The organism is Cupriavidus sp. GA3-3, from assembly GCF_000389805.1.
In the GTDB taxonomy this organism is placed as follows: domain Bacteria; phylum Pseudomonadota; class Gammaproteobacteria; order Burkholderiales; family Burkholderiaceae; genus Cupriavidus; species Cupriavidus necator_D.
On sequence record NZ_KB944466.1, the window covers coordinates 23496 to 40747 of the forward strand.

At 68.0% G+C, this 17252-nt stretch carries 13 protein-coding genes and 1 pseudogene; 12 read left to right on the plus strand and 2 right to left on the minus strand.

Annotation, left to right across the window (positions count from 1 at the left end):
* Positions 1 to 41 precede the first annotated feature (41 nt).
* The 11 genes and pseudogenes from C265_RS06865 to C265_RS31260 form a co-directional block, all read left to right on the plus strand.
* Positions 42 to 2687 carry a fused MFS/spermidine synthase gene (locus C265_RS06865; RefSeq protein WP_010811565.1) on the plus strand — a complete coding sequence of 882 codons (2646 nt, stop codon included), beginning with the start codon at positions 42 to 44 and terminating at the stop codon, positions 2685 to 2687.
* Positions 2684 to 3658 (plus strand): MoxR family ATPase, encoded by a 975-nt coding sequence (locus C265_RS06870; protein ID WP_010811566.1) that lies wholly within the window; start codon positions 2684 to 2686, stop codon positions 3656 to 3658. The genes C265_RS06865 and C265_RS06870 overlap by 4 nt, the downstream gene beginning before the upstream one ends.
* A gap of 20 nt (positions 3659 to 3678) precedes the next feature.
* Positions 3679 to 4701, plus strand: a complete 1023-nt coding sequence (locus C265_RS06875; RefSeq protein ID WP_010811567.1) for a DUF58 domain-containing protein — start codon at positions 3679 to 3681, stop codon at positions 4699 to 4701.
* Positions 4698 to 5237: a DUF4381 domain-containing protein gene (locus C265_RS06880; RefSeq protein ID WP_010811568.1), complete on the plus strand. Its 540-nt coding sequence runs from the start codon at positions 4698 to 4700 to the stop codon at positions 5235 to 5237. Before C265_RS06875 ends, C265_RS06880 begins: the two co-directional genes overlap by 4 nt.
* The gene (locus tag C265_RS06885; protein ID WP_010811569.1) at positions 5224 to 6261 is read left to right on the plus strand and encodes a VWA domain-containing protein; all 1038 of its coding nucleotides are present in this window, start codon (positions 5224 to 5226) and stop codon (positions 6259 to 6261) included. The genes C265_RS06880 and C265_RS06885 overlap by 14 nt, the downstream gene beginning before the upstream one ends.
* Positions 6261 to 7904: a VWA domain-containing protein gene (locus C265_RS06890; protein ID WP_010811570.1), complete on the plus strand. Its 1644-nt coding sequence runs from the start codon at positions 6261 to 6263 to the stop codon at positions 7902 to 7904. Before C265_RS06885 ends, C265_RS06890 begins: the two co-directional genes overlap by 1 nt.
* On the plus strand, positions 7901 to 9289 hold the full coding sequence (locus C265_RS06895; protein WP_010811571.1) for a BatD family protein: 1389 nt from the start codon (positions 7901 to 7903) through the stop codon (positions 9287 to 9289). Before C265_RS06890 ends, C265_RS06895 begins: the two co-directional genes overlap by 4 nt.
* 30 nt (positions 9290 to 9319) lie before the next feature.
* On the plus strand, positions 9320 to 11017 hold the full coding sequence (gene aspT / locus C265_RS06900; RefSeq protein ID WP_037023796.1) for an aspartate-alanine antiporter: 1698 nt from the start codon (positions 9320 to 9322) through the stop codon (positions 11015 to 11017).
* Between the two features lie 265 nt (positions 11018 to 11282).
* The gene (locus C265_RS32775) at positions 11283 to 12005 is read left to right on the plus strand and encodes a hypothetical protein (RefSeq protein WP_246840182.1); all 723 of its coding nucleotides are present in this window, start codon (positions 11283 to 11285) and stop codon (positions 12003 to 12005) included.
* Between the two features lie 148 nt (positions 12006 to 12153).
* Positions 12154 to 12591, plus strand: a complete 438-nt coding sequence (locus C265_RS06910) for a DUF6708 domain-containing protein (protein ID WP_010811574.1) — start codon at positions 12154 to 12156, stop codon at positions 12589 to 12591.
* A gap of 381 nt (positions 12592 to 12972) precedes the next feature.
* Positions 12973 to 13074, plus strand: a pseudogene (locus tag C265_RS31260) (PAAR domain-containing protein); the annotation flags it as partial.
* 15 nt (positions 13075 to 13089) lie between these two features.
* Here C265_RS31260 and C265_RS06920 read toward each other — a convergent pair.
* Positions 13090 to 13548, minus strand: a complete 459-nt coding sequence (locus C265_RS06920; RefSeq protein WP_010811575.1) for an Lrp/AsnC family transcriptional regulator — start codon at positions 13546 to 13548, stop codon at positions 13090 to 13092.
* Between the two features lie 66 nt (positions 13549 to 13614).
* A complete protein-coding gene (locus C265_RS06925; RefSeq protein WP_010811576.1) occupies positions 13615 to 14190 on the minus strand; it encodes a cysteine dioxygenase family protein in 576 nt (191 codons plus the stop codon).
* Between the two features lie 300 nt (positions 14191 to 14490).
* Between C265_RS06925 and C265_RS06930 the strand changes: the two genes are divergently transcribed.
* A complete protein-coding gene (locus tag C265_RS06930) occupies positions 14491 to 17220 on the plus strand; it encodes a UPF0182 family protein (protein ID WP_010811577.1) in 2730 nt (909 codons plus the stop codon).
* Positions 17221 to 17252 lie beyond the last annotated feature (32 nt).

The window sequence follows — 17252 nt, forward strand, 5'->3', positions numbered from 1 at the left end:
GGCCCGCGTACGCGCGGGCCTTCGCGCCAACGGTCCAGTTCATGATCGAATCTCATGCCGCCCCGGGCGGCCATGGTGGCAAGGACGGGCGCCGGGCGCGCTCCGTGAAGACCGAATATTCCGCATCCGCCTTGGCGCTGCGGGGCAACACGGCCGACCAGACGTGGCTTTGGGCGGCCGTGTTGCTGTTCATATCCGGCACGGCCGGACTGGTTTACCAGATCGTCTGGATCCGCCAGCTGTCGCTGGTGGTTGGCGTCGACGTGCACGCGGTCACCACCGCGGTCAGCGCCTTTTTTGGCGGGCTGGCCCTGGGTGGCTGGCTGTTCGGCCGCGTGGCCGACCGCCACGGCAATCCGCTGCGCCTGTATGCGTGGCTCGAAATCGGCGTCCTGGTGCTGGGCATCGGCGCCACCGTGGCGCTGGCGCATGCGGCAGCGCCGTTCGCCTGGCTGGAGCAGCGCACCGGATGGCTGGCGTGGGCCTTGCCCTTTGTGCTGGTGATCCTGCCTGCAGCCGCCATGGGCGGCACCTTGCCGGTGCTGATGCGCGTGCTGACGCCAGGCGCCGGCCGTGTGGGCGTGCATGGCGGGCGGCTGTATGCCGCCAATACGGCCGGCGCCATCGCCGGCACGCTGCTGGCTGGATTCGTGCTGGTGCCGCTGCTGGGCATCCTGGGCAGTGCGGTCACGGCAGGCATGCTCAATGGCGCCGCGGCGCTGGTGGCCTGGCTGCTGGCTGCGCGCACGCAAGCTGCGGCCGAGCCGGTTGCCGCCGCTGCCGGGCAAGGCGCCGCTGCCGGCGGCGATGCCGCCAACGGCCGGCTGGCGCTGGTGCTGTATGCCGCTGCCGGCGGCATTGCCCTCGGCTACGAAGTGGTCTGGTCGCAGGCCATCGTGCAGTTCCTCAGCACGCGTACCTTCGCTTTTACCGTGGTGTTGGCAACGTACCTTGCCGGCCTGGCTATCGGCAGCGCGCTGGCTGCGCGCCATGCCGACCGGGTGCGCGACCCCTGGGGCGCCTTCGGTCTGCTGGTGACGGGGGCGGGGCTGGTGGCGTTGCTTGAATTCGTGCTGCTGGGCGAATGGCTGCTGCGGGCGCAGGGCAGCCTGTCCGCCTGGGTGCAGGGGCTGACGTCCAGCCCGCTGGTGGCGGCCTGTGCCAGCTTTGCGCTGGCGGCGCTGTCGGTCGTGTTCGTGCCCACGCTGTTGCTGGGCGCGGCGTTCCCCTTCGTGCTGCGCGTGAGCATCGATAGCCGGCACGTCGGCGCCGGCGTGGGCAGCGTGGTGGCGCTCAATACTCTGGGCGGCATCGCCGGCACGGCGCTGGCCGGCTTTGTGCTGGTGCCATACCTGGGGCTGGTGCATACGCTGTCTCTGCTGGCAGTGAGCGCTGGCGTGGTCGGCGTGGTGGCGGTGGCGCTGGGTAGTGGTGTGCGCCGCGTAGCGCGCTGGGCGGTGCCGATGGTCAGTGTGCTGGCCGTGATCGCCGCCGCGCTGGCGCCTGCGGACCGGCTCGCCACGCTGCTGGCGCGCGCCCGCGGCGGCGACCTGGTGTTCTACGAGGAGGGCCGCGGCGCGACCGTGGCCGTGGTGGAGCAGACCTCGTCCAGCAACCGCTTCCGACGCCTGTATATCCAGGGCGTCTCCAATTCGGGCGATGCCATGACCTCGCAGCGCTATATGCGGCTGCAGGCGCTGCTGCCGTTGATCGTGCACAACGGCACGCCCAAATCCACCCTGGTCATCGGCCTTGGCACCGGTATCACGGCCGGCGCCACGCTGGCCTGGCCTGGCCTTGAACACCGCGTGGTGGCGGAACTGCTGCCGCCGGTGGCGCGCGCCGTGCCCAACTTCGAGGGCAATTTCGGCGTGGCCGCCGACAAGCGCATGGACATCCGCCTGCGCGACGGCCGGCGTGAACTGCTGCAAAGCACGCAGCAGTACGACCTGATCACCCTGGAGCCGCCGCCTCCGTCGGCGGCCGGCGTGGTCAACCTGTATTCGACCGATTTCTACCGCCTCGCGGCAGCGCGGCTGCAACCCGGCGGGCTGGTGGCGCAGTGGCTGCCGCTGCCGACGCAGAACGACGAAGACACCCGCATGCTGGTGCGCAGCTTCCTGGACGTGTTCCCGCACGCCATGCTGTGGACCACCGAGCTGCACGAGATGATGCTGGTGGGTTCGCTGTCGCCGCTGGCGCTGGATGCCGCGCGCATCCGCACGCGCTTTGAACAGCCGGAAGTTGCTGCCGCGCTGCAGGCCGTGGGCGTGCGCTCGCCGGCGGCGCTGATGGCGACCTGGGTCACCGACCGCGCTGGCCTGGACTGGTATGCGGCCGATGCGCCGGCCGTCACCGATGACCGCCCGCGCATCGAATACGCCGGCTGGGTCCGCCGCGACGCCTTCCCGGAAACCTTGTCCAGGCTGCTGTCGCTGCAAAGCGAACCCCCGCTGGCGGGCGCCGATGACGCATTCTGGAGCGACTTGCGCCGCGAGCGCGAAGTGCTGCACACCTTCTACCGCGCCGGCCTCGATGCCTACCGCGGTGACCGCGAAGCCTGGGCCAGCCATATCACGCAGGCCATGCGCGCCGATCCCGACAATCCCTACTACGCCTGGTTCGTCGGCGGCCAGTCAGCTCGCCCCGCCCGCCGCGCACCTGCTGAACCAAGGAACACGCCATGAGCGCACGCGACGACGTCCTGGCCCTGCAGCAGCGCATGGGCGAATCGATTGTGGGGCAGCAGCGCATGATCGAACGCTTGCTGCTTGGCCTGTTGGCCGATGGCCACCTGCTGGTGGAAGGGTTGCCGGGGCTGGCCAAGACGCGGGCCATCAAGATGCTGGCGCGCAACCTGGATGCGCGGCTGTCGCGGATCCAGTTCACGCCGGACCTGCTGCCCGCCGACATCACGGGTTCAGAGGTGTACTTCACCGAAGGCGGCAAGGGCGAGTTCCGATTCCAGGCCGGCCCGGTGTTCGCCAACCTGGTGCTGGCGGACGAGGTCAACCGCTCGCCGGCCAAGGTGCAGGCGGCTCTGCTGGAAGCCATGGAGGAGCGCCAGGTCACCGTCGGCGGCACCACCCACAAGCTGGAGCCGCTGTTCCTGGTGATGGCCACGCAGAACCCGATCGAGCAGGAGGGCACCTATCCGCTGCCCGAGGCCCAGATGGATCGCTTCCTGATGCATGTCAGCGTGGGCTATCCCGAGGCGGACGCCGAGGCCGACATCGTCAAGCTGGCCCGCGAGGAAGAGGCCGGCGGCGGGGCGGGGGGTGGGGCGCAGGCAGTGCGGCTGGCGCCCGAAGCGATCTTCGCCGCGCGGGCGGAGATCCATGGCATCCATGTCAGCGATGCGGTGGAGCGCTACATCGTGACGCTGGTGCAAGCCACGCGCGCTCCCAAGCCCGTGGACGACGACCTCGACAAGTGGATCCAGATCGGCGTGAGCCCGCGCGGCTCGATCGGGCTGGACAAGGTGGCGCGCGCGCACGCCTGGCTGCATGGGCGCGATTTCGTCACGCCCGAGGATGTGCAGGCGGTGGTGCACGACGTGTTCCGCCACCGGCTGATCCTGTCGTACGAGGCGCATGCGGCCGGCATCGGTGCCGATGCCGCAATCGACCGCCTGGTGCAGCGGGTGGCGGTGGCTTGACGGCGCGCGAGGGCTAGCCGATGCGTCTGCCGTTCCGCGCCATGGCCCGCGCCGCGCCATCTGCGGTGCAGGCGCCGGCTGCCGCGACCGTTGCCGGCGTCAGCGTGGACGCGGCGGCGCTGGCCGCGCTGGAAGTGGCCGCGCGCGACTTCCACTTCCTGCCGCGCCAGCCGGTGCACAGCGTGCTGGCCGGCCGCCACGCCTCCAAGGTGCGCGGACGCGGACTGACCTTCGAGGAACTGCGCCTGTATCTGCCCGGCGACGATATCCGCAGCATGGACTGGCGCGTGACCGCGCGCACCGGCAAGCCGCACGTGCGCGTCTACACCGAGGAAAAGGACCGTCCCGTGCTGCTGGTGGTGGACCAGCGCATCAATATGTTCTTCGGCAGCCGGCGCGCGATGAAGTCGGTCAGCGCGGCCGAGGCGGCAGCGCTGGCCGCCTGGCGCGTGCTGGCCGAAGGCGACCGCGTCGGCGGCGTGGTGTTCGGCGATGCGAAGGCCGAGGAGTTCACCCCGCGCCGCAGCCGCGAAGCCGTGCAGCAGCTGCTGGGCGCCATCGCGCGCTTCAACCAGGCCTTGCGCGCCGATGCGCCGGCGCGGCGCGCCGCGGGGCAGCTGAACGCGGCGCTGGAGCGCGCCGCGCGCATGGCGCGCCATGACTGCCTGGTTATCGTCATCAGCGATTTCGACGGCCATGACGATCGCACCCGCGACCTGATGCTGGAAATGGCGGCGCGCAACGACGTGCTGACCATCCTGGTCCACGATCCCTTCCTGAGCGAGTTGCCGGAGTCCGGCCAACTGGTGGTCAGCGACGGCGAACTGCAGGTGGAGCTGGGCTTCGGCCACGCGGCCACGCGGCGCAGCATTGCGGAGTTTGTCGATACGCACGCCAAGGCGCTGCTGGACTGGCACCACGCCATCGGCGTGCCGCTGCTGCCGCTGTCGGCGGCAGAGGAAACGGCGCTGCAGCTGCGCCGGCTGCTGGGCCGCCCGCTGCAGCAGACGCCGGTGCGGCAACGCGCAGGAGCGGCGCGATGAGCCTCACGCACAGCACCGCAGCGGGCGTCGAAGACAGCACGGGCGTGGCTACGCTGGCCACCCTTGCCGACGTAGCCGTGCCGCCGCCCCCTTCCTGGGCGCCGCAGACCATCGGCTGGCCGATCGCCGGCGCCTTGCTGCTGCTGGCCCTGGCCTGGGCAGGCTGGCGCGCGTGGCGGCGCTACCGCGCCAACCGCTACCGGCGCGAGGCGCTGGCCGAACTGGCAGGACTGCCGCTGGGCGCTGACCCCGCGCACCGCGTCGCCGCGCTGCGGCAGATGGCGGCGCTGCTCAAGCGCACGGCGCTGGCCGCGTGGCCGCGCGCCCAGGTTGCCAGCCTGGCCGGCGCCGGCTGGGCCGAATTCCTGCAGGCACACGCCGGGCGCGCACAAGACGCCGCGCCGCTGCTGGCTGCGCTGGTGCAGGACGCCGAATACCGCGACGACGCGGTGCTGGCGCAATGGCCCGAGACGCAGGTGCAGGCGGTGGCCGGCGCGTGCCGGCGCTGGATCGCGGAGCACCATGTACCAGTTTGAATACCCCTGGCTCTTCGTGCTGCTGCCGCTGCCGTTGCTGCTGTGGTGGTGGCTGCCGCCGTACCGCGAGGAAAGCCCGTCGGTGCGCCTGCCGTTCTTTGGCGAGGTGGCCAGCGCCGCCGGCCTGACCCCGGCCACCGGGGCCGTGGTGTCGCGCCGCAACCGGCTGCAATGGGTGCTGGCGCCGCTGGCGTGGGCGCTGGTGGTGACGGCGCTGGCGCGGCCGCAGTTCCTGGAGGCACCGTTCCAGAAGGTGCAGCCGGCGCGCGACCTGCTGATCGCGCTGGACTTGTCGCAGTCGATGGACACACGCGACTTCCGCGACCCGTCCGGCGCGCTGATCCCGCGCGTGCAGGCGGTGCGGCAGGTGGTGAGCGGTTTTGTCGCCAGGCGCCCGGGCGACCGCATCGGCCTGATCGTGTTTGGCGACGCGCCGTACCCGCTGGCACCGTTCACGCTGGATCACCAGTTGGTGCAGACGCTGATCACCGGCCTGCTGCCGGGCATGGCCGGGCCGAGCACGGCGCTGGGCGATGCCATCGGGCTCGGCATCAAGATGTTCGAGCACAGCGAAGCGCCCGAGAAAGTGCTGATCGTGCTGACCGACGGCAACGACACCGCCAGCCGGATGCCGCCCGAGCGCGCGGGGGGGATCGCCAAGGAGCGCAAGGTGGTGGTACATACCATCGGCATCGGCGATCCCAATGCTTCGGGCGAGGAGAAGGTCGATCTCGGCGTACTGCAGCGGCTGGCCGCGCAGACCGGGGGGCGCTACTTCTTCGGCGCCGACCAGGGCGGGCTGGAGACCATCTACGCGACGCTGGACCGGATCACGCCGCACAACCAGAAGACCTTGTCATGGCGGCCGCGGCGCGAGCTGTTCATGTGGCCGCTGGGGGCGGCGCTGGCGCTGGTGCTGGCGTACCAGCTGCTGATGTTCGGCTACTCGGCGTGGTTGTCGCGCCGGCGTGGCACGGCCAAAGGAGCTGACGAGATCGCGAATGCCGCCGGGGAGGGGCGCTGATGCAGGCCCTCGACACGCTTGCGCACTTCCATTTCCTGCGCCCGTGGTGGCTGCTGGTGCTGGTGCCGGCCGCGCTGCTGGTGTGGGCGGTGCAGCGCCGCGGCGATGTGCGGCGGCGCTGGCGCCAGACCATCGCGCCGCACCTGCTCGACGCGCTGGTGATCGGCGAACGCCGCCGCGTGGCGCTGCGCCCGGTGCACCTGACCGCGCTGCTGCTGGCACTCGGCGCCATCGCGCTGGCAGGGCCGAGCTGGCGGCAGGAGCGCCCGCCGTTCCTGGATGACAAGGCACCGCTGGCGATCGCCGTGGACCTGTCGCGCACCATGGACGCGGTGGACGTCACGCCCACGCGGCTGGAGCGCGCCAAGCTCAAGATCAAGGCGCTGCTGGCGCGCCGCGACGGCGGCCGCACTGCGATCTATGCCTATGCCGGCTCCACTCACCTGGTGCTGCCGCTGACGGACGACACCAACCTGCTGCAGACCTTTGTCGATGCGCTGCAGACCCGCATCATGCCGGTGCCGGGGCGCGACATGGCACAGGCGCTGCGCACCATCGACGCCGACCTGGCGCGTGAGCCGGTGCCCGGCACCATCCTGTTCCTGACCGACGGCGTGGACCCCGCCGCCGCCAGGGCCTTCCGCGCGCAGGCGGACAGCGGCCGCAGCCAGCCGGTGGTGCTGGCCATCGGCACGGAACAGGGCGGGCCGCTGCGCAATGCAGCGGGCGGCTATGTCGAACAGGACGGCGCACGTGTGTTCGCGCGGCTGGATGTGGCGGCGTTCAAGCGCTTCGGCGACGACAGCGGCACACCGCTCGCCACCTTCACGCCCGGCAGCGACGACGACGTGGCGTGGGTGCAGCGCCATGTGCAGTCGCACCTCGAACAGATGCAGGCTGGCGACCGCACGCGCTGGAAGGATGAAGGCTGGTGGCTGGTGCTGCCGGTCACGCTGCTGGCCATGCTGTGGTTCCGCAAGGGCTGGACCGTGCGCTGGACCGCCGGCCTGCTGCTGGCGCTGGCGTTCGCTGCGCCGCAGCCGGGCTTGCGCGCACAGCAGGCCGATGGCGCGCGCCCGTGGCGTTTTGCCGACCTGTGGCTGACGCATGACCAGCAAGGCCGCCGCGCCTTCGAGCAGCGCGACTTCGCGCGCGCCGCGACCCTGTTCGACGATGCGATGTGGCGCGGCGTCGCCCAGTATCGCGCCGGCCAGTACGCGCAGGCGGTGCAGAGCTTCGCGCTGGTCGATTCACCGCAGGCCGACTACAACCAGGGCAATGCGCTGGCGCGGCAGGGCCAGTACCAGCAAGCCGCCGCGCGCTACCGTCAGGCGCTCAGGCGCCAGCCGCAATGGCCGGCGGCCACGGCCAACCTGGCGCTGATGGAAAAGCTGCTGGCGCAGCAGAAGCCAAAAGACAAGCCAGACCCCGACGACCAGGAAGAGCCCCCCGACGTGCCGCCGGATGAAATCAAGTACGACGCCGCGAAGCCGCCGGAGCAGGGCGGCCAGTCCATGCATATCGGCCTGACGCAGGACGCCGAGATGTGGATGCGCGCGATCCAGACCACGCCGACCGACCTGTTGCAGCGCAAGTTCGCGCTGCAGCGCGGGCAGGCCGCACCGCAGCAGGGGCAGCGATGAGCGGCCGCGCCGTGTGTCAGCGCGGGTGGCTGCGGCGGCTTGCGCCGCTGGTCATCTTGCTGATGGCGGCGTTGCTGCTGCCCTTGCTCGCGCGTGCCGCCGAGCCCATCGTGCGCGTGGAAGTGGGCGCGAAGCAGCCGGTGCTGGTCGGCCAGCAGATCAGCATCGACGTCACTATCCTGGCGCCCAACTTCTTCATGTCGGCGCCGGCCTTCCCGGTGCTCCAGGTGCCGGGCGCCGTCGTCACCATGCCTGACCAGCGCGCGTTGAACTCGACCGAAATCATCGATGGGGTTGGCTACGCCGGCATCCGCAAGACCTATGCCTTCACCGCCGAGCAGGATGGCGACTTCGAGCTGCCATCCGCGACCGTGCGCTTCACTTATGCGGGCGACGACGGCGCGTCGCGCGAGGGCAGCGTGACCTTCCCGCCCACGCGGATCCGCGCGGGAGCCGGCGGCGCGGTGAAGGCCGGCGCCGGAATCGGACGGCCCTTGCTGCCGGTGGCCCGGCTCACCGTGACACAGGCGCTGGACCACGCCTCCGACGAAGGCACCGTGCGGCTGCGCGCGGGCGATGCCCTGGTGCGCACCGTCACCACCTTTGCGCCGCAGACCCAGGCCATGATGATCCATCCGCCGCACGCCGCGGCGCCGCGCGGGGTGCGTGTCTTCAGCGCCGATGCGCGGCTGTCCGATCACGCCCAGGACGCGCCCGGGCCGGGCGGCACGCGCGTGGATGCCATCACCTACGTGTTCGAGCGGACCGGTACCTACACGCTGCCGGCGGTGACAGTGGATTGGGTCGATCCGGCCACACGCAAGCCGGCAAAGTCCGAAGCGCCCGCGATCAGGGTGGTAGTGGCTCCCGCGCGCGCGGGCAGCGCGCTGGCCCCGGGCGGTCCGTCTGCCGGCGCGCTGCCGGGCGAGGGCGGCTTGCCCTGGCGGACATTGCTGTGGGGGGCAGTGGGGCTGGTGGCTGTGCTGGCAGCCGGGCTGTCGTGGTGGCGTATGCGGCCGGCGCTGGCCCGGCTGCGCCAGCGGCTGGCCGAGCGCAAGCGCGCCCGCGCCGAAGGTGCCGACGCGCAGCTGGAAGCAACGCTGCAAGCCTGCCAGGCAGGCAGTGCCGCTGTCGCCAGCCAGGCGCTGGGGGCATGGACGCGCGCCGCCCACGGCACCACCCCCGCAGTGTGGGCAGAGTCGGTCGGCGATGCCGGCCTTGCCGATGCCGTGACCGACCTGCAACGCCATCTCTACGGCGCGATGCCGGCCCAGGCCGCCTGGAATGGCACCCCGTTGGCCCAGGGCCTGCGCCGCCATACTGCCAGGGCGCCGGTGCGACGGCACCGGCAAGCCATGCCCGCACTGCCTCCGCTCAATCCCTGACAATCAAGTCCCCCAAACGGCGCCCCCTCTATGAAATGCTCCGTTGATCTGTTTGCAGGCAACCCGTTGATGGTGCTCTTCATCACCGTGGGCCTGGGTTACTTCATCGGCAAGGCACGCGTGGGCCCGATCCAGCTAGGGGGAGTCTGCGGCACGCTGGTCGTCGCGCTGTTCATGGGGCAGACCGGTTGCCAGATGCACGGCGAGCTCAAGGACATGGCCTTCGCGTTGTTTATCTTCGCCATGGGCTATTCCGGCGGGCCGCAATTCTTTGCCAACCTGAACCGGTCGAGCCTGCGCTATATGGTCCTGCCGGTGGTGGAAGCCATCGTCGTGCTCGCCATTGCCGTCGGTGCGGCGGCCTACCTGGGCTTCGATCCCGGCACCGCCGCCGGCCTGGCCGCGGGTGCGGCGACGGAATCGGCCGTGGTCGGCACCGCCGCCGAGGCGCTGAAGCACCTGGGCCTGGACGCCGCCACCGCGAGCCGCTACGAGGCCAATATCGCCACGGCATATACGCTGACCTACCTGGTCGGCCTGATCAGCATCGTGTTCTTCACCAGCCAGATCGCGCCGGCCTTGCTGGGCATCGATCTGCGCAAGGCCGCCAGGGAAGTCGCCGCGAAGATGGATGCCGCGTCCGAGGACGACGTCGCGACGCAACCCGCGCTGCCGCGCCTGATCGGGCGCGCTTATTCCGTGCACCAGGCCGCCGGAATGACGGTGAGCGAGCTGCAGCAACAGGTGGGTGGCCGGGCGTCTATCGTCAAGGTGCTGCGCGACGGCACCAGTATCGAGCTTGGCGATGACGACAAGGTCCAGGCCAGCGATATCCTGGCCATGGTCGGGATCCGCAGCAACCTGCTGAAGGCGGCAGCCCTGATCGGGCCCGAAGTCCTGCTGCCCGAGGCCCACACGGATGCCATCCAGCTGGTCGAAAAGCAGGTCATCGTGAACAAGCCCAGGGTCAACGGCAAGACCATCGGCGAACTGGCCCGCCTGGCCGGCGCACGCCGTCTGCGTGAAGTCTGGATCCTGCAGGTGCGGCGCTCGGGGATGTCGCTGCCGATCACGCGTTCCACGCCGCTGCAGCATGGCGATGTGGTCACCATCGTCGGCCTGGAGCCGTCGCTGTCCGAAGCCATTGCCGGAATCGGCGTGGAAGCGAAGGCAACCGAGGTCACCGACCTGGTCTTCCTGTGCGTGGGCATCCTGGCGGGCCTGCTGGTGGGAACCCTGAGCCTGAGCCCTGGCGGCATGCATATTACGCTTGGCAGCGGGGGCGGGGCGCTGCTCAGCGGCCTGGTGTTCGGATGGATCAATTCAAGAAGGCCGTCGCTCGGCACCTTCCCGAGGTCGGCCGTGCAGATCCTGAAGGACCTGGGCCTGGCGGTTTTCGTCGCATGCGTCGGCTTGTCCGCCGGGCCGGATGCGATCTCGCTGATCCGCGAGCACGGCGCGGTGCTGCCACTGATCGGGCTGGCCGTGTCGCTGGGGCCGGCGTGCCTGTCCTTATGGATCGGTCACAAGCTCCTGAAGATCGAAGGCCCGCTGCTGGTTGGTGCGATTGCCGGGCAGCACGTGAGCACCCCGGCGATCAGCGCCATCCTGGCCGCCAGCCACAGCTCGGTGCCGTTGCTGGGCTACACCATTACCTATGCCATTGCCAACGTGCTGCTGCCGGTGCTGGGGCCGATCATTATTTCGCTGGCGTTCAGGTTCACTTAGGGAAATGCGGCCTGCTTCTCTCACATTACGAATGCCGAGGTCTGGATTACCTGCGCCAGCTCACTGATCAGCATTTTCCTAGTGTCCGCGAGGGCGCTCCGCCGGTGCCGGATCTGGCCCAAACACACTGCCGCTATATCGTTTCGCTCAGGCGCCGCCGGTCTCCGCCGGGCGATCGCCAAGTCAGCGGACGGAAGCGCTGGCACAAGCGCTTCTGTGCGCGCCGTGGCGTCGCTCGCGAGCCACGCAATGTGAGCAAGTGTCAATGCGCGGGATTGCCGATATGCCCGCCATTAACCTGGGCGAGATTGCTCCGATTGGCCCCATAAGCGGTTCGATGCTTGCGGATCGGATGGAGCAGATTTCGCCCGGCAAGGCACTGATGCTGGCATGCAACGACCCGCTGGCGATTATCGAGGACCTGAGCATCCTGACCAGTCCCAAGATGCACCCGAAGGCGAACAACGCGGTCATCTGGGATCAGTCTACGGACTTTTTGCTGGATCGTCTTGAATCGAACATCCGGGCCAGCGCCGAGGCGCAGCACACAAAAGAGGCGGAGGCCGCGGCGGCCGAGGCTGAGCGCATGAAGACCACGCCGGATGGATTTCCGGCTTACGAACTCATGTCGGTTCTGTTTAATGGAAAAGCGACGGCCGAGCGATGGAAGCGCGAAGATGCGGAGCGTGAAGCGACTCGCCTTGCGAGGAAAAAGGCAGCCGGCGATGCGGCTTGGGCGCCCTATGAAGCCGTGCTGGACAAGAGTAAGCGACACCAGCACCGCCGGGCTTATCTCTGCAGAACTAATTCTCGTTGGCACTCCGGTTTGGCCTCTCCTGGTCGTACTCTTCGCGGTGAACGTGGGGATCGCGATCCTGGACGACCCGGCCACGCTCAAATGGGCCACGCGCTGCCATTTCAGCAAGCAAGCGAATGGCGAACGCTACACCACCATGGAGAAGGAATGGGCAGAGTTTCTTCAACTTGACATTAAGGTTAGCGAGGATGCCAAGAAATGAAGCTCCCGACCAAGGATGAACGCATTCCACTTTACTTTCGCGAGAAGGGAAGACCGCCTGGAACATGGCAGTTGCAGCACCGCTTGTACATCGATAGGCCGTCCAGCGAAGTCGCCGATGAAATCGGCAAAGTTGGACGCGGACGGTAATGTGGTTCGTGCCTTCGTTCTCGGGCAGCAGATGTTCACGCTGGAACAGGCCCAGCAGCAGTGGGAATACTACCGACGTTATATGCAAGACGGTCCCGCCAACCTGCCTGAACCGAAGTTTTTTTGGGCTCCACGAGAGGGCTTTTGGGAGGGCTTCAAGATCTGCAGGGGCGACCTCAGGTCTGCTGGTGATCTGATCTTCCTGCCGATGATCTTGCTGGATGCGACATTCCGATGGCTCACGCTGGTAACTTGCAGCGATCCCGTGTGGCCTCCCGAGATTGAGGCGGCGTGCAGGCCCACACCCAACGACCCATATGCGCGTCCCCATGCCGACGAGTTCATCGGTGTGCCGAACGGCCCGGATGCCAGGCCTGGCATTGAAGACGGCAACCACCATGTCTAAGTCATGGGACGTGGAGGAAGTTGCGAATGAAGCGAAGGAAACATCAGCGTCCAGTCAAAGGAACTGACAATGCGAGCCAACGAAACAAGCCCGATGGCAACGCCCTCGGATACGTCGGCACTAAGAGTCTTGCTCAGGGAGTTACCCTCACCAACCCCTGGGGGACGGATGATACTGGGATTCATGCCTGGGCGAGTGGGCTTCCCATCGACCGCCTGGAAGCCGCTGAGCTTGACTACCTCCACGAGCATGCGGGCCTCTTCGCATGTCGCGAAATACTTCATTACTTTGCCAGCAACTGGGACCAGGCGCGTTGGACCGAGCAGTGACACAAGCCTTCCACACTGCCTGCGATGTACAACGTAGCCGGTCGTTGACGCGAGTTCCGGCATGGATGTCGATGGGCAACCCGCAGCACTGCATGGGGACCGCACCCGGTGCGGTGCCACGCTAATCGGCGGTGGCAGCGCGAACGTGGCTTAGCTGGCCGGTGCCGGCCTACGCATAATCGAGCGGCAGCGCCGTGGTGTACTTGATCTGCTCCATCGCAAAGCTGGAACTGACGTCGGCCAGCTCGGCGCCCTGGATCAGCTTCTTGTAGACGCGGTCGTAGGCGGCAATATCCGGCACCACCACGCGCAGCAGGTAGTCCGTATCGCCGGCCATGCGGTAGAACTCGGTCACTTCCGGGATCGATGCCACCAGCCCGTGGAACTGCGCCAGCCATTTCACGTTGTGCTGGCTGGTGCGGACCGAGACAAAGACCGTGACCCCGGCATTGAGCTTGTCGGCGTCGAGCAGTGCCACGCGTTTGCGGATCAGGCCGGCGTCTTCCAGCCGCTGGATCCGGCGCCAGCATGGCGTCGAGGTCAGGCCGACGCGTTCGCCGATCTCTGCCACCGGCACGGTGGCGTCTTCCTGCAGGATGGCGAGAATCTGTTTGTCGTAGCGGTCCATGGCGCGTAGCGGTTCAGGTGAGGGTGGGCCGGCGCCCGCATGCGGCGCGGCTACGCGCGGCAAGACCTAGGCGTCGGCGGTCGGCACCAGCAGGTTCACGCCGGTGGCAATGTGGTCGCGGTGCACGCCGTAGAGGTGCAGGGACACGGCGATCTCGTCGCTGGCATTGCCCAGCGCATGGATATGCTGCAGCCCGGCCGGCACGCTGAAGGTATCGCCGGCCGTGCGCGCGACGGTGTTGGCATGGCGCGCCTGCCGGCTGGCGGGATCCCACCGGTAGTGCTGCTCGCTCAGCGTGCCGCGCAGCACGCGGTAGGCACACCAGGTGCGATGGCCGTGCACGGGGCTGGCCTGGCCCGGGCGCCAGACCAGCACCATCGCCGAGAAGCGCTCCAGCGGGTCGGCATGGACCAGGTGGCGGGCATAGCAATCCGGCTTGCCGAGCAGGGCGCCTGGCGGCAGTGTTGCAAGCAGCGTGTCGGTGTCCGGCAGGTGCGTGGCGATGTGGCCGGCCACCATGCGCGCGCTGTGGGCGAAGGTGGCCTCGAGGTCGAGCGCCAGCTGGTCGAGCGGCGCGGCTGGCGGGGGCAGATGCGGGAGAGTTGCCGGAGGGGCGGCAGTCAGGGGGGATCCGGTCGGCATGGCAGGCACCTTGGTCTTGTTCTGGGTACGTGTCCATGATATTTGCGGGCCGGAGCACAGGCATGCGAATTGTCGTTCAATGTCGCCGGAGATTGTAATTCTATTCCTGGATTGGTTGAATTTTGAGAATCATATGCTCACATCAGGCCGGGCAGGGTGAATGGGTGCTCGCCAACGACGCCACGGCCGGGCCAGGGTGGCGTACCCCGTGCGCTGTGCAGCGAACGCATATATGCTGATATGGGCAGGCAGCCCGAGTAGCCGGGTCACGGACGACGGTGCGGCAAAGGAGCATGATCGATGCGCTCGCCAGCGAGGGACGCCACGCGCCTGGGACGCCTTGCGACCTGGGTTGTTGCCGTCATCGTCGCGCTGATCGCCGTCAGTCGCGTCACCGGCCTCGTTGTTGACTGGCTGTGGTTTGCCTCGGTTGGCTACGCCGGGGTTTTCCGCACGATCTTCCTCACCCAGGCGCTGCTGTTCCTTGCCGTATTCGCCGTTTCGGCAGGCGCGCTCTGGCTATCGGGCTGGCTGGCGCACCGCAGCGCGAGCCAGGCGCAGGCCTGGAGGCCGGAGGTCCTGGGCCAGCCGGTTGGCGAGATTGCGGCGCGCGTCCCCTGGCGCGCCGCCATTGCCGGCGTCGCCGTCCTGGTGGGGCTGCTCATGGCCGTCGGTGAACTGTCAAGCTGGGCCATTGCGCTGCGCTATTTCCATCAGGTGCCTTTCGGCAAGACCGATCCGATCTTCGCCAAGGACATCGGTTTCTATTTCTTCACGCTGCCGGCGTATCTTGCACTGAGGAACTGGCTGCTCCTGCTGCTGGGCTGCAGCGCAGTGCTTGCCGGCGTGGTCTATGGCTTGCGCGGCGACATCGCGCTGGTCCGGTCGCCGCGCGGGCTTTCGCCGGCGGCCGCTACCCATGGATCGGCATTGCTCGGCTTGTTCTTCGCGCTGCAGGCGTGGTCCTACTGGCTCGACCGCTTCATGCTGCTCTACGGCGACAACGGCGTCGTGGTCGGCGCGAGCTATACCGATGTCCATGTCGGGCTGCCGGTCCTGTGGCTGCAAGTCGGCCTGGCTGCCGCGGCTGCCGCCGCTTCGTGGGCCAATATGCGCTGGCGGGACTACCGGGTGCCTGCGGCCGCGGCGCTGCTGGTGGTCGGTAGCGCAATCGTGCTCGGCACGATCTGGCCGGCACTGTTCCAGCGTTTCTATGTCAAGCCGAACGAGCTGCAACTCGAGACACCGTATCTCCAACACAATATTGCGCTGACGCGCGAGGCCTATGGCTTGACGCAGATCGAGGTAAAGCCGTTTCCGGTCGAACAGAACGTGAATCTCGCCGCGCTTCAGGCCAATCGGCCGACCATCGACAACATCCGCCTGTGGGACCTGCAGCCGCTGCGCGATACCTATGCGCAGCTGCAGGAGATCAGGACCTATTACAAGTTCCTCGCGACGGACATCGACCGCTACCAGCTCGGCGCTGGCTACCAGCAGGTCATGCTGTCGGCGCGGGAGCTTGAGCCAGCACTGATTCCGGCCAATGCCCAGACCTGGGTGAACCTGCATCTGTTGTTCACCCATGGCAATGGCGTGGTGATGTCGCCGGTCACCGAGAAATCCGCCGAAGGCCTGCCCTCACTCTATCTGCATGACATTCCCCCGCTCTCCGACGGCGGCCCGGTCATCCAGGAGCCGCGCCTCTATTTCGGTGAAGGCGGCAAAGGCTATGTCATCGTCAAAGGCAGCGTGCCCGAGTTCGACTACCCCAAGGGCAAGGACAACGTCTATACGGCCTATCGCGGGCGCGACGGCATCGGAATCGGCGGCATTGCGCGCCGGACCCTGTTCGCCTGGCATCTCGGCGATCCCAATATCCTGCTGAGCGGCTACATCACGCAGGAAAGCCGCATCCTGCTCCATCGCAATATCCGGAACCGCGTGCGCACGATTGCGCCGTTCCTCAGCCTCGACCATGACCCCTATGTGGTCGTGAGCGATGGTCGCCTCTACTGGATCCAGGACGCCTACACTACCAGCCGCTGGTTCCCTTATTCGCAGCCCGGCACCGGTGGCGGCGCCAACTACATCCGCAACGCCGTCAAGGTCGTGATCGATGCGTACAACGGCACGGTCGACTTCTACACCAGCGACCCGGCCGATCCGATCGTGCAGGTGTACCAGCGCATCTTCCCGGGCATGTTCAGGCCGCTGGGCGCCATGTCGCAGGACCTGCAGCGGCATATCCGCTACCCTGAGGACCTGTTCCTGATCCAGGCGCGGATCTACCGCGCCTACCACATGGATGCGGCAGAAGTCTTCTATAACCGCGAGGATCTGTGGGAGTTTCCTCGCCAGCTGACCGGCATGAGCACAGGGAACACGCCCGCCGCGCGGATGATGCCCTACTACATGATCCTGCGGCTGCCGGACGAACCGCGCGCCGAGTTCGTCCTGATGCTGCCGATGGTGCCGAGCCAGCGCGAGAACATGATCGCCTGGCTGGCTGCGCGCTCCGATCCCCCCAACTACGGCAAGCTCGTCGCCTACACCTTCCCCAAGGAAAAGCTGGTCTACGGGCCGTTCCAGATCGAGGCGCGCATCCAGCAGAATACCGAGATCTCGCAGCAGATTTCGCTGTGGAACCAGATGGGCTCGCGCGTCATCCGCGGCCATCTGCAGGTCGTGCCGATCGAGAACTCCATCCTCTATGTCTCGCCGCTCTACCTGCGTGCGGAGTCCGGCCAGTTGCCCGAACTCAAGCGGGTGATCGCCGCCTATGGCGATCGCGTGGTCATGGAGGACACCCTGGGCGCAGCGCTTGCGGCCCTGTTCAAGGAATCCGCGCCGGCGGCGATTCCGGCGCAGGGCGCAGCGAACGCCCGCGCGCGCGAAGCACTCGCGCACTATGACCGCGCCGTCGAGCGTTTGAAGGCGGGGGACTGGAGCGGCTTTGGCGCGGAGCTCGATGCCTTGCGGCCGCTGCTCGAGGCGCTCGGGGCAGGGGGTGCCGATGAGCGGAAGTGAGCGGCGTGCCGGGAGCCGCCGGCAGGAGTGCC